Below are 19,677 nucleotides of genomic sequence, written 5' to 3'. Positions count from 1 at the left end.
GCTGTTATATTTTCAGGTCTGCAACGCCCGTATCGATATGGGGAGCCCAGAATGCAATGCTTTCCGCGATCTGCGGAATGACTTCGCGGTCATTCGGCTCGCGTTCCTTGAACGACAGTTCGAGGCAGATTTCATTGTCTTTCGCCCCGCCTTCGGCAAAAGCCTTGAGCAGCGGTTCCGGCTGGATGCGGCCTTTGGCGTTGAACTCCGCCGTAAATGGCCGATGCCCGCCCTTATCCATCAGGCTTTGCTTGATGTGGATAATCGGCGAAACTTTCGGCACGGCGCGCGCCCATGCGTAAGGGTCGAAATCATCGGGGTTGGAGGACGTTACGTCGCCATGGTCGATGTCGGCCATCATCCACATGGGGATAGCCATATTGGCAGCCGTCAGGCGGTCCTGAAGCTTCAGGCATTCCGCGATGGTTTCGCCAAATTCGCGGCCAATGCTCATCGGCTCCCAGAACACATAGTCAAGACCTGCGCCTGCCGCGTGTTCCGCCACTTCCGTCCAGCAATCGATGGCGATCTTGATGAGGTCTTCACGGCGCGCCGGATCGTCAAAATCCTTATAGGTGAAGATCGCAAACTGCGTGCCGACCGACTTGCCGCCCAGATCGCCGATAATGTCGGCAAAGGTTTTGAACCAGTCGATATAATAGCGGCGAACATCGGCATCGGGATGGCCGAAATGATTGAGGCGGCCATAGGGTCCGGTCATGCCGGAGGTCACGCGAACGCCGGTGCGCTGCAATGCCTTGTCCATGTCGCGGGTCAGGCGGCGGATAGTCGAAGCCTGCCAGCTTGGATTGATGAATTCATGCGTCAGTTGAAGATCGCGCAGGCGCAGATCGCGCGCGACGGTTTCAATCAGATCGTCCGGTTCGGCAAAGCGGTTGACCAGCGGATTGGTATTGAGCGAGAGCGTAAGGGCCATGCTGTCCTCAGGCGGTAATATGTGCATTGTCGAACCACGCGACGAAGGCGGCGCGTTCGGCTTCTGTCAGATGGAGATAGTGCTTGGTGCGGCGATGGAGAATATCTTCCGCCGTCTTTGCCCATTCCCTTGCCATCAGATAGCGGGCTTCGGCCTCATAGAGATTGCCGCCAAAGTGCTGCCCAAGCCCGGCAAGGTTAGTAGCACCGGCGACCACATCCTTCGTGCGGGCGCCATAAAGGCGGCCATAATGATGGACGAGCTTGCGCGGCATCCAAGGGTAGCTGTCGCGCAGGCTGTTGGCGAAGCTTTCATAATCGGCATTGGGAATTTCACCGCCCGGCAGCGGCGCATCATGGGTCCAGTCGCCGCCCATATTCGGGAAAATATGCTTGAGACGATGCATGCCGCGCTCGGCAAGCTCGCGGAAGGTGGTGATCTTGCCGCCAAACACATTCATCAGCGGCGCGTCGTCGGTCTCGTCGAGGTCGAAGACATAATCGCGTGTGACGGCGGAAGGATTGCCCTTGCCGTCATCGAAGAGCGGACGCACGCCCGAGAAGCTGTGCAGCACATCTTCGCGCCGCAGCTTTTCCTTGAAATAGCGGTTTACGGCAGTCAGCAGATATTCGATTTCCGCCTCGTCCGCCACAACATCTTCGGCGCGGCCCTCATAGGCAATATCGGTGGTGCCGATCAGCGCCTTGTCGCCCTCATAGGGATTGATGAAGATGACGCGCTTGTCGTGGTTCTGCACCAGATAGGCATTCGCACCAGCCCAGAATTTCGGCACGATGATATGGCTGCCTTTGACCAGGCGCACATTGCGGGTCGATTTCGAACCTGCCACATTGGTAATGACATTCGTCACCCATGGCCCCGCGCAATTGACGATGCAGCGGGCGCGGAAGCTGCGCACTTCGCCCGTGTCGCGGTTTTTCGTTTCCACGAGCCAGCCGTCCTTTTCGCGTCTGGCGGCAACAACCGGCGTGCGGGTCAGGATGGTTGCGCCTTTTTCTGCGGCCCCCAATGCATTGAGGACGACCAGACGGGCATCATCCACCCAGCAGTCGGAATATTCAAAGCCCTTGCTATATTGATCCAGAATCGGCGTGCCTTCAGGGTCGCGCTTCAGATCAAGCGTGCGCGTGCCGGGCAGCTTCTTGCGCCCGCCAAGATGATCGTAGAGAAACAGACCGAGCCGCACCAGCCATGCGGGACGGTCCTGCGGACTGTGCGGCAGGACAAAGCGCATCGGCCAGATGATGTGCGGGGCGGCGTTGAGCAGCACTTCGCGTTCGATCAGCGCTTCGCGCACCAGCCGGAACTCATAATATTCCAGATAGCGCAGCCCGCCATGCACCAGCTTGCCTGAGCGCGATGAAGTGCCTTCCGCCAGATCGTCCTTCTCGCAAAGCACGACCGAAAGGCCGCGCCCGGCGGCGTCGCGTGCAACGCCCGCGCCGTTAATACCGCCGCCTATAACGAGCAGATCGTAGATTTCCGGTTCAGCCATTTCGTGCTCCTTCGGATGCCGCGCTTGCGGCGATGTCATAAATTTTCAAACCAGCTATTGGGCGGCAAGCCTGTCCCAGACAGGCGCCAGCGCCAGCCGCGCCTGTTTATAGGCGGCAAAAAGCGCGTCGTAGCGGCGCGCTTCCGCCTCGTCAGGCGCTTCCGCCGGGCCAAGCAGCGGGGCCACCCATTCCGCGATACATTCATCCATATTCGCATAGGCGCCGATGGCGACTGCCGCCATCATGGCAGCACCTGCCGCGCCCGCTTCCTCGCGTGCGGAAATGCGCACCGGCGCATTGACCGCTGCGCCAAGCGTATTGCGCAGCGCGCGTGAGCGCGCGGCACCACCCGTCAAGCGAAGCTCGCCGGGCATCTCGCCCATTGCCGCATAGCAATCGCGTGTCGCCATGCCGAGGCCCTCGACCACCGCACGAACCAGTTCGGGAAAACGGTCGCGGCTGGAAAGGCCGATAAAGCCAGCGCGCGCATAAGCATTTACAAATGGGCCGCGCTCACCGGCCTCCGATATATAGGGGTGATAAAGCAGTGCACCGGGCCTGCTTGCATTGAACCATTCATCAAGGCGCGGAAGCAGATCGCCAAGCGTGACTTCGCTGCCCGCCATCGACATGACATCGGCGGCAAGCTGCAATATCCAGTCGATATTGATGGTTGCGCCCATATTGGTTTGCACCTGCGTGACGATGCCGGGGACCGGCAGCGCAATCACATAGCCGGTGCCTTCATCGTTGAGGTGAATATCGGCAACCTTCTTGGCGCGCATATGAACGCCCGTCGATCCGATGGTTGAGCAGCCAGCATCCTCTGTGCCGCAATAGACACCCGCACCCAGCGCGGTCATGACCATATCGACATAGCCGAGGCTCACCGGCGTTCCCGCCCGCAGGCCGGTGGCCCGAGCCGCTTGCTCGCTTAAAGGATGGGTGATTTGCGTGCCGTCAATGATTTGCGGAAGCAGATTGCGGCGTCCGGTGAGGCCGAGCGCTTCAATGACCGTGTCGTCATATTGGCGGGTGCGGAAATTGCCGAAGGTGAAGCTCGCTTCGGATGGATCGGTCGCCCGCACGCCGGTCAGGTTGAGATAGAGCCAGTCCTTGCAATGAAGCGCAACTTGCGCATTGTCGAGCAATTCGGGCGCGATACGCTCCATATGCGCCATTTGCGCGCCTTGCTGGCAGGTGTTCAGGCCCGTCCCGCTCGCTTCAAAGCGCGCACGGTTCATCGGGCTTGCCGCAAGCCGCGTCACACTCGTTGCTGCGCGGGCATCAAGCCATATCCATGCGTCTCCCACCGGCTTGTCGTCACGACCGACCAGCCATGTGCCGTCGCCCTGGCCGGTGACGGATATGGCGGCAGTGCGCTCGGGCAGGTCCAGGAGTTTTTCCGAAAGCTTGCGCAGCGCGCTTGCGCAATCTTCCCATGTCTGGGTGAGGGATTGCGTGACGGCGCCATGTTCGCCGGTTTCATATTGATTGCGAACGGCAGCCGATTCGAGTTGCTGGCCTTTGAGGTCGAACGCGACCGCCTTGACGACAGATGTGCCGGCATCGATGCCGATGATTATATCACCCTTAGCACGCATGACCGAGATACGCTTTCCCACAGTAATTATTCACGGACATCTGAATTCCTCCGCGAAGAATATGGCGCTCACGATGCCAGTTTCAACAAAAACGGGCTATGGCCTATGATTGAGATAACATAAGCGCGCAGGTGTGTCTGTAAAATTTTTACCATGCCGCATTTTTTTACACAGGGTGACGGCATGAGTAAAACTCCCGTTCAATACCGTCTTTTGCGAACAGGCGTTCTGGATGTGTCTCGTGCTGCCGTGATGAAGGGCATAAGTTCAAGATACTGTTATTAAAGATAAAATTATTATTCCGACGATGAATACAGGCTGGCTTTATCATGCGGCGCGGCATGGCCCGGCAACGAGTTTCATTTAAAAATGTCAGGCTCTTCGGGAAATGGCGGGCCATGAATTGCGTAAGCCGCGCCATAATCTGAAAACATCCGATTGACAGATATTGGTGTTTATAACATGATTATTGAAATTGATAACACGCCGCTATCATAGCATATGGCGCGGCAGCAGAAATTGCTCAGGGCGTTTGATATGAGTGTACAGGCTGATCAAGTATCGCAGAAGCCCGCCAGGTCCAATCGTGCGCTTGTGTGGAGCGCTGTGGCTGCGGTGGTGGTTATCGGTGCAATCGGATTTGATACCACGGTGGTGAAGATTGGCTCCGATGCCGATGTCCGCCAGCAGGTCTTCTCGCCCGAAACCTATGGTGCTGAACAATTTCCAAAGACCAAGGCGGATGTGGAAAGCCGCGCCGTCGATGCGGTTGAGGTGGCGCAGGCCGTCGTCGCCGACAAAGATGCGGCGGGCAAGAAATATGGCGTGGGCAACGTCAATCCCGTCATTCCGGTGAAGTTTACCGGCTCTGTCGAAGAGCGCAAATCCAATTATAATGTCGTCAAGATCGATGGTTTTCCCGAAGGCATGACTATTCGCGTCCAGACCGGCCCGGCCATTAACGGCACCGACCTGCGCGACGCCACGGGCACCGTGGAATTTGGCCAGTTCAAGAACCAGATCGAATACCAGAATGCCGGTTCCGCGCTCAATAACGAGATGAAAAAGCAGATACTGGAAGGCGTGGATGCCAACAATCTGGTGGGGCAGACGGTATCCGTCGTCGGGGTTTTCAAGCTGGTCAATCCGAAGAACTGGCTCGTTACGCCGGTGGGATTTGAAGTCAAATGAAGCCGGAAAATAAAATCGAGGGCAAGCACGGCGAGGTTGTCCTTGCCGCGCAGAATATTGCCAAGGCCTATGGCCGGATTCATGCGCTCAAGGGCGTGAATTTCGAGATCAGGCGCGGACAGGTCACGACGCTGTTCGGCGAGAATGGCGCCGGTAAATCGACGCTGATGAAGGTGCTTTCCGGTGTCATCCAGCCCAGCTCCGGCACAATCATTCTCGATGGCGAGCCGGTGGTTTTCAACTCGTCCTCCGACGCGCGCGATCGCGGCATTTCAATCATCCATCAGGAGTTGAGCCTCGCGCCGAACCTCAATGTGCGCGACAATATTTTCATGGGTCGCGAAATCCGCACGTCCACCGGCGTTGATTTCGCACAGGAAGAACGGCTCACGCGCGCGCTGCTCGAAGAGCTTGAGGAAGATATTGATCCGCTGACGCTGGTCGAGGATTTGCGGCTGGGCCAGCAGCAGATCGTCGAAATCGCACGCGCGCTTTCGGTCAATTCGCGCATTCTCATCATGGATGAGCCGACTTCGGCGCTGAGCGCCTCGGAAGTGGAAGTGCTGTTCAAGGTCATTCGCGATCTTACCGCGCGCGGCGTCGCCATCGTTTATATTTCGCACCATCTGGAAGAAGCCTTGCAGATCACCGATCATGCGGTCGTGCTGCGCGACGGTGCGATGACGGCCTATGCGCCGCGCGCAAAAATCGATCTGGAATGGATCGTGCGCAACATGGTTGGCGAAAATTTTGATCTTGGTTCTCCGCCAACCGGCTATGAATGGGGCGATGTGGCTCTTTCTGTAGAAGAACTCACCGTGCCCGATCCCGCCGGAGCCGGTTTCTCGGTGGTCGACCATATGTCGCTTGATGTGCGCGCTGGCGAAATCGTCTGCATCTATGGTCTCATGGGTGCGGGGCGCACGGAATTGCTCGAAACCATTGCGGGCCGGCTGAAGGCAAGCGGCGGACGCATATTGCTCAACGGGCAGGATGTATCGGCACTGACGATTGCGCAGCGTATTGATCACGGGCTGGTTCTTGTGCCGGAGGATCGCCAGCGCGACGGTCTGGTGCAGACCATGACGGTTGGCGGCAATCTTTCCCTTGCCAGTATCGGCACGATCACCAAGGGGCTTTTCACTTCACGCAAGCGAGAAAAGCAGCTCGTCGCCAATGCGATCAGCAAGGTCCATATCAAGACCGATGGCGGCGAGGCGACGATCGGCTCGCTTTCGGGCGGCAACCAGCAAAAGGTCGTCATCGGCAAGATGCTGGCCACGGACCCGCAGGTGGTTTTGCTGGACGAGCCCAGCCGGGGCATCGACATCGGCGCGAAGGCGGAAGTTTTCAAGCTGCTCGCTGAAAAGGCGCGGCAGGGGCTGGCGGTCGTCTACACAACCTCGGAAGTCGGCGAATGCCTGAGTATCGCCCATCGTATCATCGTTATGCACCGCGGGCGCGTTTCTGCCGAATTCGGCTCGGACGTGTCCAAGGAGAAGATCATGGCCGCCTCCGGCGAGGCCATGGTCAGTCACTAAAGCATTTCCAGCAAAAGTGCGAAGCGGTTTTGCGTCGGATAATGCGTTAAAACAAAAGGATAGAGCATAAGGCCCGACGAAGTCGGGGCGTTGAATGCTCTGGTTATGGAGCACTGATAGAATGTCAGTCACGAGCACCAAAGAAAAGGCGGCGGCTCCGCAAGGCGCAAAGCACAAAACCAGCATCGTGCAGCTGCTGCTCGAAGGCCGCGCGTTCTTCGCATTGATTGCGATCATCGCCGTCTTCTCCTTTCTTTCGCCGTATTATTTTACCGTCGACAATTTCCTGATCATGTCGTCGCATGTCGCTATTTTCGGCCTGCTGGCCATCGGCATGCTGCTGGTCATCCTCAATGGCGGCATCGACCTGTCGGTGGGGTCGACGCTGGGCCTTTCGGGTGTATTTGCAGGCTTTCTGATGCAGGGCGTGACGCTGGAACCTCTGGGCATCATCCTCTATTTCCCCGTCTGGGCCGTCGTGCTCATCACCTGTGCGCTTGGCGCCTTCGTCGGCGCAGTCAATGGCGTGCTGATCGCCTATTTGCGCGTTCCTGCCTTCGTGGCGACGCTTGGCGTGCTTTATTGCGCGCGCGGCGTAGCACTTCTGATGACCAACGGCCTCACCTACAACAATCTGGGCGGGCGTCCCGAACTGGGCAATACGGGCTTCGACTGGCTGGGTTTCAACAAGCTGTTCGGCGTTCCGATCGGCGTGCTGGTTCTGGCGGTGCTTGCGATCATCTGCGCGGTGGTCCTCAACCGCACGGCCTTTGGCCGCTGGCTTTACGCGTCGGGCGGCAATGAACGCGCCGCAGAGCTTTCGGGCGTTCCCGTCAAGCGCGTCAAGGTCTCCGTCTATGTCATTTCGGGCATCTGCGCGGCAATCGCCGGACTGGTTCTGTCATCGCAGCTCACCTCGGCAGGGCCGACGGCAGGCAACACCTATGAATTGACGGCAATCGCCGCGGTGGTGATCGGGGGCGCGGCATTGACGGGCGGGCGCGGTACGATCCTGGGCACAATGCTTGGCGCTTTCGTGATCGGCTTTTTGTCGGATGGTCTGGTGATCATCGGCGTATCGTCCTACTGGCAGACCGTCTTCACCGGCGCGGTGATCGTGCTCGCGGTTCTGCTCAACAGCATTCAATACGCCCGGCGTTAGCAGGAGAGGGTCCGGCGCGCTCTGCGGGCAGGACCATATGCGGGCGTATCGAACGGTTTCCAGGATGGCGGCAGGCCTTGCGCACCGCCCCCGGAAAGAGTACCGCCGGGCAACCGGCATCATTGAAACGATCATTGTTACGGGAGAGAGAAATGTTCAAGAAGGGAATGCGGGTTCTGTTTGCTGCGGCAGCAGCATTGCCGCTCATCGCCGGTTCGGCATGGGCTGAAGGTCTGATGACGATCATCGTCAACGATCCGTCCAATCCTTACTGGTATACCGAAGGTGAAATCGCCAAGAAGACCGCTGAAGGCCTCGGCTATACGGCTGTCGTCGGCGGTCACAAGGGCGACACCAACACGGAAAGCAACCTGATCGACACGGCGATCACCAATAAATCGGTGGCGATCATTCTCGATCCGGCCAATGCCGACGGTTCGATCGGCGCGGTCAAGCGTGCAATCGCCGCCAATATCCCGGTCTTCCTCGTGAATGCCGAGATCAATCAGGAAGGTCTGGCCAAGGCGCAGCTCGTCTCCAACAATGCGCAGGGTGCAGCCCTTGGCGCGACGCAATGGGTCGAAAGCGTGGGTGAGGAAGGCAAATATGTTGAATTGTTCGGCGCTCCGTCGGACAACAATGCCGCCACGCGCTCGAATGGCTATGAAACCGTCCTGTCACAATATCCCGATCTGGTGAAGGCCGGACAGGATGTCGCCAACTGGGACCGCACGCAGGGCCACGACAAGATGCAGGCGCTGCTTCAGGCCAATCCCGATATTATCGGCGTGATCTCCGGTAATGACGAAATGGCGCTGGGCGCGATTGCAGCTCTCAAGAAGGCCGGCAAGCTCGATCAGGTCAAGGTTGGCGGTTTCGACGGTTCGCCCGACGCTGTTGCAGCAATCAAGGCCGGTGAACTTCAGTACACCGTCCTCCAGCCGGTCGCTGTCTTCTCGGAAGCGGCCGTCAAGCAGGCCGATAACTTCATCAAGACGGGTGAGACCGGCGTAGAACAGGAAAAGCAGCTTTTCGACTGCATCCTGATCACCAAGGATAATGTTGACAAATACACGTCGCCATTCGTTCTTGAACAGTAAGAAGCAGCAGGCATGGGGCGCGGAAGTATCTTCGCGCCCCATCTGCGCATGAGGCGGTAAGTTGGCAGTGAGCAGCAAGGCAGCGATTGACAATCTTATGACGGAGCAGGTGCCGAACGACAGCCGGCATGCGCGTCAACTGGTTCGCCGTCAGAAAATCGCAGAAGCCGTGATGTCTGAAGGGTCCATGCGGATCGAGGACATTACCGAGCGCTTCGGCATCAGCCTCATGACCGCCCATCGCGATGTGGACGAACTGGTCAGCCGTGGGCTGTGCCGCAAGACGCGCGGCATTGTTTCGGCAGCGCCCACAAGCCTTATCGAAGCAAGCGATATTTATCGCGTCACCCGACAGGCCGAGGAAAAGAAGCTGATCGCGGCTGCGGCGATGCAGTTCGTCGAGCCGGGGCAGGCGATCTTTTTTGACGATTCCACGACCGTTCTCCAGATGGTGCCGCATCTGTCGGCCAAGACGCCGCTGACCATCATCACCAATTCGCTGACATTGATGAACGAAACCCGCGATATGACCGACATAACGCTTCTGGGACTGGGCGGGCAGCTCTACAACTGGTGCAACGCTTTCGTGGGCGGCATGACCACCAGCGAAATCCGTCGCCTGCGCGCCGATGTTGCGTTCATTTCGATTGCTGCGATTACCGACGATCTCCTGTTTCATCAATCACCGGAAATGGTCGAGACCAAGCGGGCCATGCTTGAAAGCGCCGCAAAACGCGTGCTGCTGGTCGATCACACCAAGTTCGAGCGCCGGGCGCTGCATGGCTTTGGGGCCTTAAGCGATTTTGATGTGGTGATCGTCGATGAGCGCACGCCATTTGCGCATATCGAGCGCATGCAGGCGCAAGGCATCAATGTCGTTATTGCGCGTCCGGCTTCGACCGACACGTAAACAAGAGCGGAGGCTATGCAGCCTTCGCCTCTCTATCGGGAATATCGTTTCATGCCTTGCCTGCTGGGAATTGATAGCGGACTGACCGTCACCAAAGCCGTATTGTTCGACATCGATGGCACGCCGCTTTCCGTCGCGCGCCGTCGGGTGACACAATCCTTTCCCCATGCCCGCCATGTCGAACGCGATATGGACGAATTCTGGAATGCGACGGCGGATGCAATCGCAGAAGCGATCTCAAAGAGCGGGCGCTCTGTATCCGATATTCTGGCAGTAGCCGCGACCGCTCATGGGGACGGCATCTATTTGCTCGACCACGACCGGCATCCGCTGGGTGCCGGCATTTTGTCGCTGGATAGCCGGGCGGTCGATATAGCGGAGCGCTGGGTCAAAAGCCCGATTGCAGAGCAATCCATCGCCATTACCGGACAATTGCCCCATGCTTCGGCTCCATCCGCCATTCTGGCATGGGTGAAGGAAAACGAGCCGGAACGCTATGCACGCATTGGCCATGTTCTTGCGGCCAAGGACTGGCTGCGATTTTGCCTGACCGGTGAAGTGGGCACGGACCGCACTGAAGCCTCGACGTCCTTTACCGATGTGAACACGCAGGAATTCTCCAAGGAAGCGCTTGCGCTGTTCAGGCTGGAAGAACTTTGGACGGCCTTGCCTCCCATGTCGCGTTCCGATGAGATCGTGGGGCGAGTCTCGCGGGCCTGTTCCGAGCGCACCGGACTGGTTGCCGGAACGCCGGTGGTCGCCGGTCTGCACGATGTGACCGCTTCGGCTCTTGGCGTGGGCGGGCTTGCAACCGGCACGGTGGCCGTGGTTGCGGGAACCTATTCGATCAACGAAACGCTTTTTTCTGAACCGCGTGTTCATGAAAGCTGGTTCTGCCGCAATGGCATTGCGCCCGGCGAATGGAACAATATGTCGATCTCACCTGCCTCGACGGCAAATTACGACTGGTTTCTCGACAAGCTTTGCGCTGCGGAACGCGGCGAGGCGGAGCGGGTGGGCCGTTCCATCCACGATATATTGCGACCGGAAATCGATGCCGCGCTGGCGCGGCCCTCCACGGCGATGTTTCATCCCTATCTTTTCGGCTCGCCCTATGGCGCGCTGGCAAGCGGAGCGTTTTTCGGCCTGCGCGGATGGCAGGATCGCGGCGACATGCTGCGCGCGGTATGGGAAGGCATCGCCTTCAATCACCGCATTCATGTCGATCATCTCAAGGGGGGCTTTGCGATTTCGCGCGCGCGGCTGACCGGCGGCGTGTCGCGCAGTCCGGCCTTCGCGCAGATGTTCGCCAATGTGCTTGGCATGCCGGTCACGGTGACGGATACGGATGAAGCCGCCGCATGGGGAGCGGCTCTGTGCGCGGGCAAGGGCGTGGGCGTCTTCAGCGACGTTTATAGCGACCCGCGCGATCTGGATGCGATTGCGACAAGCTATAGCCCCGACGCATCACGCCATGCGCAATATGAAAAGCGTTATGCGCTCTTTTGTGAAATGGCCGCAGCGCTTGGTCCTTTATGGCCGAAAATCGAAGAGACGATGATATGAGCAAGCCCGATAATATCAATGCAAGCCAGCGCATCAGGCAATTGCAGGCGCAGGGTGCCGATGTTCTCATCTTGGGGGCAGGGATCAACGGCGCGGGATTGTTTCGCGATCTGAGCGAGCAGGGCGTCAATTGCCTGATCATCGACAAGGCCGATTTCGGTTCGGGTACGAGTGCCGCGCCGTCGCGCCTCATCCATGGCGGGTTGAAATATCTGGAGACGGGCGAGTTCGGGCTTGTCGCGCAATCCACGCTGGAGCGCAATCTGCTTTTGAAGAATGCGCCGCATAATGTGGAGCCGCTGCCGACTTTCATCCCGGTATTTTCGTGGACGCGGGGTGTGTGGGCGTCCTTGCGCACGCTGATGGGATCGACCACCGCACCACGCAGCCGTGGCGCGGTTCTCATCAAGATCGGCCTTGCCCTTTATGATTATTTCGGTGCGCGCGAGCGCGTCATGCCGCGCCATCGCTTTGTGTTCAGAAACCGCGCAATAAGGGAAATGCCCTATATTACGCCTTCTATCGTCGCGGGCGGCATTTATCACGATGCCAAGGTCAGCCAGCCCGAACGTCTCGTCTATGAACTGGTAAGTGACGGCCTTGCCGCCAACCCGGCAAGTGCGGCCAGTAATTTTACGACCCTCATTTCCGCCAAAGACGGCATCGTCAGTTTTGAAGGCCCTGACGGCGAGGCATTTGACGTTAAACCGAAACTGGTCATCAATGCAGCCGGGCCATGGATCGATCACGTAAATGAGGCATTGGACAGGCCGACGAAGATGATTGGCGGCACCAAGGGATCACATATTCTTATTGATCATCCGCAACTCGTCGAAAGCCTGAATGGCCGCATGATCTATTTCGAGGCGGATGACGGGCGCATCTGCCTTGTCTATGATTATCATGGTCTGGCGCTGGTCGGCTCGACCGATATTCCCTGTGCCGACCCCGACAATGTGCGCGCTGAAGAACCTGAGATCGATTATTTCATCGAAAGCCTGCGTTCATTGCTGCCGAAACTGCAATTCGACCGCAAGCAGATCGTCTATGCCTATAGCGGTATTCGACCGCTGCCCGCGTCGAACGCTTCCGAACCGGGGCTTATCAGCCGCGATCATTCCGCGCCGGTTATCGAACCGGATGCCAAACGGCCTTTTGCGATCATATCGCTGGTCGGCGGCAAGTGGACGACTTTTCGCGGCTTTGCCGAGGAAGTGGCGGATATGGTGCTCTCGCGTCTTGCGCGCGAACGCGTCAAATCCACCCGCAACCTGTCGATTGGCGGCGGCAAGGATTACCCGGCTGACCCCCATGCGCGTGCCATCTGGGTAGCAAGGCATGTCGAGAAAAGCGGTCTGGCTGCGGCGCGCATCGAGATATTGCTGGAGCGTTACGGGACGATTGCCGCCGCGATAATCGCGCAGGAGGCCCGTGACGGCGCAAGCCTCCTGCCTGATACGGATACGGTGAGCGAAGCCGAAATCGCGTGGATCGCGCGCAATGAAATGATCGTGCATCTGGCCGATATTGTGCTGCGGCGCACGACACTGGCGATCGATGGTGCGCTTTCAATCGCCAATGTGCAGGCAATAGCCGATATTGCCGCGCGGGAACTCGGCTGGAATAGCGCGCGCAAGATGCAGGAGATCGAGATGGTCACTGCCGAGCTTGCGCGCCGTCATGGCGTCATCCTGTCCGATCGGCCTGCCAAACGGCGTTGACCGAAAATCCTGCTTATCCGGCCCGTCGTTCTGCGGGGTAGGCATTGGTTTTCAATTGCGGGAAGAGGCATTCCACGAAACGCGCCGCTGTGGGCTGCGGCTCATGATTGGCCAGCCCCGGTCGTTCATTGGCTTCAATGAAGACATATTCCGCCCCTTCGGGCGACTTCACCATGAAATCAATGCCGACGACCGGAATATTGATCACGCGGGCTGCCTCACAAGCTGCATCGACAAGCGTCTTGTTGACCGTTGCGGTCACGTCATGGATTGTGCCGCCCTGATGCAGGTTGGCGGCCTTGCGCACAGTAATCTCGCGGCGATCTTCCAATATGTCGTCCAGCGTGAGTTCCTGCTGGGCCAGACAGCGTTTTGTTTCGGCATCGATGGGAATACGGCTTTCGCCGCCTGTAGCGGCAGCGCGGCGGCGCGATTGAGTTTCTATGAGTTTGCGGATCGTTGTTTTCCCGTCGCCGATGACGCGTGGCGGACGGCGGATTGCCGCCGCCACCAGTTTGTAATCGATGATGACGAGACGCAGATCTTCGCCTTCGAAGCAGGATTCAAGCAAGACCTGATCGCAAACGTCCCGCGCCTGCCTGATTGCAGCCCGCAGGTCTTTCATCGTTGAAATACCGACCGAAATGCCGCGTCCCTGCTCGCCGCGCGCTGGTTTCACGACCAGCTTGCCATGCTTTTCGAGGAAAGCTTCCAGCATTTCATCGCTGCTGCTGGCCGCAATCTGCTCCGGCACGACAAGCCCTGCTTTCGCTACGGTGCGCGTTGTCACCGCCTTGTCGTCACAGATAGACATGGCCACGCCCGATGTCATTTCCGAGAGGCTTTCGCGGCAATGAATGGAACGGCCTCCATGGGAAAGGCGGAAAAAACCGCCCTCCGCATCCGTTATATCGACATGAATGCCGCGCCGCAGCGCCTCATCGACGATGAGGCGCGCATAGGGGTTGAGCGCATCAAGCGAATTGATGGGGGACGCGAAGAATTTCTCGTTGATCGCATTCTTGCGCTTGATGGCAAAGAAGGGAACACGGCGAAACTTCAGTTTGTCGTAAAGCCGGATCGCATTGTCATTATCATGGAGGACAGACAGGTCCACATGGTTGAGGCCGCGTGCCTGAAAATGCTCGGCAAGCTTGCGCACCAGCTTCTCGCCGATGCCTGGCTGGCGTGCCTGCGGATGAACCGCAAGACACCACAGCGATGCCCCCTTGTCGGGATCATCGAAAAGGCGCTCGTGATTGATGCCCGTGACCGTGCCGACAATATCGCCCGTCGTATCGTCCTGCGCCACGAAATAGGTAACGGCGCGATTATCCCGTTCGGCGGAAAAGAAATCGGGGCGCAACTGAACCATTCCGCACGCCGCATAGACCGCGTTGATGCCGTCCGCATCAAGCTCGGAGACGGCGCGGCGAATGGTAATGCCGCGCGTGCGCCTGCCGCCTGCGCGATAGGTGGCCAGTTCCAGCCGGTATGTGTGCGAGGGATCGAGAAAGATTTCCTGCGGGGCCAGCGAAAGCAGAACATGCGGGTCGCTGACATAGAACACAATATCGCGGCTTTCCGGCGCTTCTGCACGCAAGGCATCGACAATTGCTTCGTTGCTATCGAAAGTCTGCGCAAAAAGAAGACGGCCCCAGCCGCAATCGAAGACGACATTGCGGTTTTTATCGGATTTGTCTTCCTGGCCCTGGCCGTGCAGATGTTCCTGATAGGATCCTGCCTCCGCAGGCGAGCGCAGCCGGGTCAGCCGGTGGGAGAAGGCTTTCGTTCCCCTTGTCTTCTGCCGAACCATGTCCGCCTTGTCTGATTTCTTCATGTCAGGCCTCCTGCGTCTGGAGCCACATTTCCAGCAGTCCCGCCTGCCAGAGTTCCGAGCCGCGCAGCGGCGTGATATGGTCGGACGGATTGGCAAAGAGCCTGTCGAGATAGTCCTTCTGGAACAGACCGCGTTCACGCGCTCTTTGCGATGTCAGCGCGTCGCGCAGCATGTCGAGATAGGGGCCAGCGATATATTTCAGCTGTGGTACGGGGAAATAGCCTTTCTTGCGGTCGATCACCGCGGCAGGCACGATCTTGCGCGCGACATCCTTGAGAATGCCCTTGCCGCCATCGCGCAGCTTTTCTTCCGGCGGAATGCGCGCGGCAAGCTCCACCAGTTCATGGTCGAGAAATGGAACACGCGCTTCAAGCCCCCAGGCCATGGTCATGTTGTCGACCCGCTTGACGGGATCGTCGACCAGCATGACGTTGCTATCGAGGCGCAGGGCGCGATCCACCGGCGTATCCGCGCCGTCACGCAACAATTGCTCGTTCAGAAATTCACGGCTGTAATCACGCTCGGATAGCCATTCGGGTGCAAGCTGTGTTGCGAGCACGTCATGCGAGCGGTCGCAAAAGGCCTTGGCGTAATCGCTGACGACATCATTGGAATCAACCAGCGGCGGATACCAGTGATAGCCTCCGAACACCTCGTCTGCGCCCTGACCTGATTGCACGACCTTGATATGTTTCGAGACTTCCTTGGAGAGCAGGTAGAAGCCGACATTATCATAGGAAACCATAGGCTCCGACATGGCGGCGATCGTTCCCGGCAGCGCGTTCATCAGATCGGCGGAGGGCACGAAAATCTTGTGATGCTCGGTGCCAAAATGTTCGGCGATCAGATCGGAATAGATGAATTCGTCTCCTTTCTCGCCATTGGCTTCCTCAAATCCGACTGAAAAACTCATGAGGCCCGTCTGGCCCGCTTCTGCGAGCAAGGCGACAATCATGCTCGAATCCACCCCGCCTGAAAGCAGGACGCCGACCGGCACATCGGAAATCGTGCGGCGTTTGACGGCCAGGCGCAGCGTATCGAGCAATTGTTCCTGCCATTCTTCGCGGCTTATCGCGCTGTCGCCCGGCCTGCGGCTATAGGGCGGCTGCCAGTAGAGGCGATCGGTGAAACGACCATTGGCCTCATAAATGCGGATCGTCGCCGGGCCAAGCTTGCGAACACCGTTATAAATGGTGTGCGGCGGCGGCACCACGGCATGGAAACTCATATAATGATGGAGTGCTGCGCGGTCGATGGATGTATCGACGCCGCCAGCTTTCACCAGCGCCGGAAGCGAGGAGGCAAAGCGCAATGCGCCCGATACCTGCGCCAGATAGAGCGGCTTGATGCCGAAGCGGTCACGCGCCATGATGAGCCTGCCGCTATCGCGCTCATGAATGGCGAAGGCAAACATGCCGTGAAAACGCGAAACGCATTCTTCGCCCCATGCATGCCATGCCTTGAGAATGACTTCCGTGTCGCCATCGGAAAAGAAGCGATAGCCCTTCTGTTCCAGTTCGGCGCGCAATTCCCGGAAATTATAGATGCAGCCATTGAAAACGATGCTGAGGCCGAGATCGGCATCGATCATCGGTTGCTGCGATTTTTCGGAAAGATCGAGGATTCTCAATCGTCTGTGACCAAAACCGACATTGCCCCGTATTACGATGCCGGATGCATCCGGTCCGCGTGGGGCAAGTATGTCTGCCATTTTCGAGATTGCCGAAATCGAGGGCGTACCGCCATCGAACCTCACTTCTCCGCAAATTCCACACATAAAAAGGGTCGAAACCTCCATTGTCGTCGTTAACTAAAAAAGCCGTCGCTTGGAATATGGCGGCGGCTTCATGCGCACTTTTTTGGATATGCCTGATGTAAATGCGCCAGCGCCCGGATGGTTCCCAAATTATCCGTTTTCGGCTGGCGTATCGTCGGGCTTCAAATCCTGTTCCGCTTCGGACGCGGTCTGATGGGTGAAGCCTTTGACGCCTTTGGCGAGTTCTTCGGCATCGCGTTCAATCTGCACTTCGCTCATCGCGTAATGCACCACGAGCCGGGCAATCGATGTAAGAGCGCTCAGATGAATGCGTTCATAACCGTGTGAGGCGTCGACGCCAAATGTCAGTAGCGCCGTGCGCACATCATGACCAGCCTCGACGGCGGAAGCAGCGTCCGAGCGGTAATAGCGGAAAACGTCCTTCTGCACCGCGATGTCGTGCTCATGGCATAGCTCGAACAGTTTTTTGGAAAGATGATAGTCGAAGGGGCCTGTCTGGTCGGCCATGGCGAGGGTGACGCCGAATTCGGAAGAATTCTGCCCCGGCGCGGTGGTGCCATTATCGATTGCGACCAGCGAGGCAATGTCCGGCACGACAACGGCGGAAGCGCCGACGCCGGTTTCTTCCGCAATGGTGAAAAGCCAGTAGGTATCGACCGGCGTTGTCACATTTGCCTTCTGCATGGCTTTGAGCGCGGCCAGCATGATTGCAACACCGGCTTTGTCGTCTAGATGGCGTGAAACGATAAACCCGTTATCGATAAATTCCGGGGCAGGGTCGATGGCGACAATATCGCCGACATCTATGCCAAGCTCGATCAGGTCGTCCTTGTTGCGTGCCAGCGCATCGACGCGAAGCTCGACAAAGGGCCAGCCCACCGGCTGGGTGTCAACTTCCTCGTTGAATGTATGCCCGGAAGCCTTCAGCGGCAGAATGGAGCCGCGATAGATGCCTTTGGATGAAAAGATGGAAACGCGCGCGCCTTCGGCAAACCGTGCCGACCAGTTGCCGATGGGAACGAGTTCCAGCCTGCCGTTCTGCTTGAGATATTTGACCTGTGCGCCGAGCGTGTCGAGATGCGAGACGATGGCGCGGGCGGGACGTCTGCTTTCGCCACGCCGCCGCGCCCTTATCGCCCCGCGCCTTGTAAGCACGACATCGAGGCCGAGTCGTTCCAGTTCACGCGCAACATAATGCACGGCCTCGTCGGTAAAGCCGGTTGGGCTGGGGATTGCCAGCAATTCGGCCAGCTTTTGCGTCAGATAGTCCTGATCGATTGCTAAATGAGCCATATCGGCAATAAGTCGCAAATCAGGACTTCTGCGTCAACCGCGCATAGGAAGGTTTTCTTGTCGCGCTTTTTAATAAGCATATTCGAGGAAGATCGGTTCGATCGATCTGCCCCAAACGCTGTTATAGGCGTTGAGCATGCGTTCTGCATCCGTCACGCCTGCGGCAACAATTTCTTCGAGCGGAGCGAGGAAATGGCTTTCATCAAAGCCGTCGCTGTTGAGCCTGTTGCGATTGAGAAGGCCAAGGCGTGAAATCCGCAGGGTTTCACGCGCAATCTGCGCCACCGGCTTGCCGCGGAAAGTCGCATTGAGCGCCTTGACGGGCACTTCGTTGCGCAGGGCGAGAACTTCTTCATAGCTCCAGTCGCGGGTCAGCGCTTCCGCTGCATCCAGCGCCTCATCATCGTAAAGCAAACCGACCCAATAGGCGGGGAGGGCGCAAATGCGTCGCCATGGACCACCATCGGCGCCGCGCATTTCAAGGAAACGCTTGAGACGCACTTCGGGAAAGAGCGTTGACAGATGATTGGTCCAGTCGCCCATATTGGGCACCGGATCGCTCACCTCGCCCTTGAGCGCGCCATTCATGAACTGGCGGAAGGTGACATGCGTGCAATTATGATAGCGGCCATCGCGCAGGATGAAATACATCGGCACGTCCAGCGCCCATTCGACATAATCCATGAAGCCGAAATTTTCGGAGAAGACGAAAGGCAGAACGCCCGCGCGCTGATTATCCGTGTCGCGCCAGATATTGGAGCGCCATGAAAGCAGGCCGTTGGGCTTGCCTTCGGTAAAGGGCGAACTGGCGAAAAGTGCGGTTGCCACCGATTGCAGCTTCATGGAAACCTGCATCTTGCGGCGCATATCGGTTTCGGAAGCGAAATCGAGATTAACCTGCACGGTCGAGGTGCGATACATCATGTCCAGGCCTTCATGCCCGACCTTGGGCATGTAGTCGGTCATGATGTTGTAGCGCGATTTGGGCATGATCGGCGTTTCAGCCAGCGTCCATTTCGGACTGCCGCCAAGCCCCAGAAAACGAATGCCCAGCGGTTCGGCAATCTCACGCACCTGGCTGAGATGCGCGTTTACCTCGCGGCAGGTCTGATGAATGGTGGAGAGCGGTGCGCCCGAAAGCTCGAACTGGCCACCGGGCTCAAGCGAAATCGCGCCCTGTCCGGTCGGTTCGACCAGCCCGATAATGTTGCCCTCATCCATGATCGGCTCCCAGCCGAGCCGGGCCTGCATACCGTCGAGAATCGCCTTGATGCCGCGCGGGCCGTCATAAGGAACGGGGCTGTTATCGGCGACATAAAAGGGGAATTTTTCGTGTTCCGTGCCGATGCGCCATGCATCCTTGGGTTTGCAGCCTTCTGCAAGATAGGCTGCAAGTTCCTCAACGCCCGTCAGTGCTGTTTCGTCCGTCGTATCGCGCGCCATGCATCTATCCTCAGTCAACTTTTACTTCTCAGCGTGATTGGACAAAAATGTCCAAACACGCAAGTCAATTTCATT

The 19,677-nt window shown here is 58.1% G+C and carries 14 protein-coding genes; 7 read left to right on the top strand and 7 right to left on the bottom strand.

All coding sequences use genetic code 11. The features are described 5' to 3' along the window. Positions 1–4: 4 nt before the first annotated feature. Genes DKP76_RS12045 through DKP76_RS12035 form a run of 3 tightly spaced genes read right to left on the bottom strand, consistent with a single transcriptional unit; the run spans position 5 to position 4,058 of the window. Entirely contained in the window at positions 5–937 is a 933-nt protein-coding gene (locus DKP76_RS12045; protein WP_109706970.1) for a TIM barrel protein, read from the bottom strand. A 7-nt stretch (positions 938–944) separates the two neighbouring features. Then, positions 945–2,453: a glycerol-3-phosphate dehydrogenase gene (locus DKP76_RS12040; protein WP_109707220.1), complete on the bottom strand. Its 1,509-nt coding sequence runs from the start codon at positions 2,451–2,453 to the stop codon at positions 945–947. A gap of 54 nt (positions 2,454–2,507) precedes the next feature. Next, complete coding sequence (locus tag DKP76_RS12035) at positions 2,508–4,058, bottom strand: FGGY-family carbohydrate kinase (RefSeq protein ID WP_109706969.1); 1,551 nt, start codon at positions 4,056–4,058, stop codon at positions 2,508–2,510. A gap of 537 nt (positions 4,059–4,595) precedes the next feature. Here DKP76_RS12035 and DKP76_RS12030 point away from each other — a divergent pair. From DKP76_RS12030 to DKP76_RS12000, 7 genes are all read left to right on the top strand, one after another. Beyond that, the gene (locus DKP76_RS12030) at positions 4,596–5,249 is read left to right on the top strand and encodes a DUF2291 family protein (RefSeq protein ID WP_109707219.1); all 654 of its coding nucleotides are present in this window, start codon (positions 4,596–4,598) and stop codon (positions 5,247–5,249) included. Then, entirely contained in the window at positions 5,246–6,790 is a 1,545-nt protein-coding gene (locus tag DKP76_RS12025) for a sugar ABC transporter ATP-binding protein (RefSeq protein ID WP_109706967.1), read from the top strand. The genes DKP76_RS12030 and DKP76_RS12025 overlap by 4 nt, the downstream gene beginning before the upstream one ends. Positions 6,791–6,911: 121 nt before the next feature. Beyond that, the gene (locus DKP76_RS12020; RefSeq protein ID WP_109706965.1) at positions 6,912–7,952 is read left to right on the top strand and encodes an ABC transporter permease; all 1,041 of its coding nucleotides are present in this window, start codon (positions 6,912–6,914) and stop codon (positions 7,950–7,952) included. 152 nt (positions 7,953–8,104) lie between these two features. After that, positions 8,105–9,052 carry a D-ribose ABC transporter substrate-binding protein gene (locus tag DKP76_RS12015; RefSeq protein WP_109706963.1) on the top strand — a complete coding sequence of 316 codons (948 nt, stop codon included), beginning with the start codon at positions 8,105–8,107 and terminating at the stop codon, positions 9,050–9,052. A gap of 61 nt (positions 9,053–9,113) precedes the next feature. Beyond that, positions 9,114–9,962 carry a DeoR/GlpR family DNA-binding transcription regulator gene (locus DKP76_RS12010; RefSeq protein WP_342587838.1) on the top strand — a complete coding sequence of 283 codons (849 nt, stop codon included), beginning with the start codon at positions 9,114–9,116 and terminating at the stop codon, positions 9,960–9,962. A gap of 51 nt (positions 9,963–10,013) precedes the next feature. Continuing rightward, positions 10,014–11,528 (top strand): FGGY-family carbohydrate kinase, encoded by a 1,515-nt coding sequence (locus DKP76_RS12005; protein ID WP_109707217.1) that lies wholly within the window; start codon positions 10,014–10,016, stop codon positions 11,526–11,528. Further along, positions 11,525–13,249 (top strand): glycerol-3-phosphate dehydrogenase/oxidase, encoded by a 1,725-nt coding sequence (locus DKP76_RS12000; RefSeq protein WP_109707216.1) that lies wholly within the window; start codon positions 11,525–11,527, stop codon positions 13,247–13,249. Before DKP76_RS12005 ends, DKP76_RS12000 begins: the two co-directional genes overlap by 4 nt. 13 nt (positions 13,250–13,262) lie before the next feature. Here DKP76_RS12000 and ngg read toward each other — a convergent pair whose 3' ends face one another. The 4 genes from ngg to DKP76_RS11980 all read right to left on the bottom strand — a co-directional run bounded on the left by ngg (position 13,263) and on the right by DKP76_RS11980 (position 19,602). Next, positions 13,263–15,089, bottom strand: coding sequence for an N-acetylglutaminylglutamine synthetase (gene ngg, locus DKP76_RS11995; protein WP_109706961.1), 1,827 nt, complete (start codon positions 15,087–15,089; stop codon positions 13,263–13,265). Between the two features lies 1 nt (position 15,090). Beyond that, complete coding sequence (locus DKP76_RS11990; RefSeq protein ID WP_109706959.1) at positions 15,091–16,866, bottom strand: N-acetylglutaminylglutamine amidotransferase; 1,776 nt, start codon at positions 16,864–16,866, stop codon at positions 15,091–15,093. Between the two features lie 129 nt (positions 16,867–16,995). Continuing rightward, a complete protein-coding gene (locus DKP76_RS11985; RefSeq protein ID WP_109706957.1) occupies positions 16,996–18,159 on the bottom strand; it encodes an osmoprotectant NAGGN system M42 family peptidase in 1,164 nt (387 codons plus the stop codon). A 69-nt stretch (positions 18,160–18,228) separates the two neighbouring features. Continuing rightward, positions 18,229–19,602 (bottom strand): glutamate--cysteine ligase, encoded by a 1,374-nt coding sequence (locus DKP76_RS11980; RefSeq protein ID WP_109706955.1) that lies wholly within the window; start codon positions 19,600–19,602, stop codon positions 18,229–18,231. Between the last annotated feature and the right edge of the window lie 75 nt (positions 19,603–19,677).

Source organism: Falsochrobactrum shanghaiense, from assembly GCF_003149535.1.
Taxonomy (GTDB): domain Bacteria; phylum Pseudomonadota; class Alphaproteobacteria; order Rhizobiales; family Rhizobiaceae; genus Brucella; species Brucella shanghaiense.
This window is presented reverse-complemented; position numbering and strand designations above follow the sequence as displayed.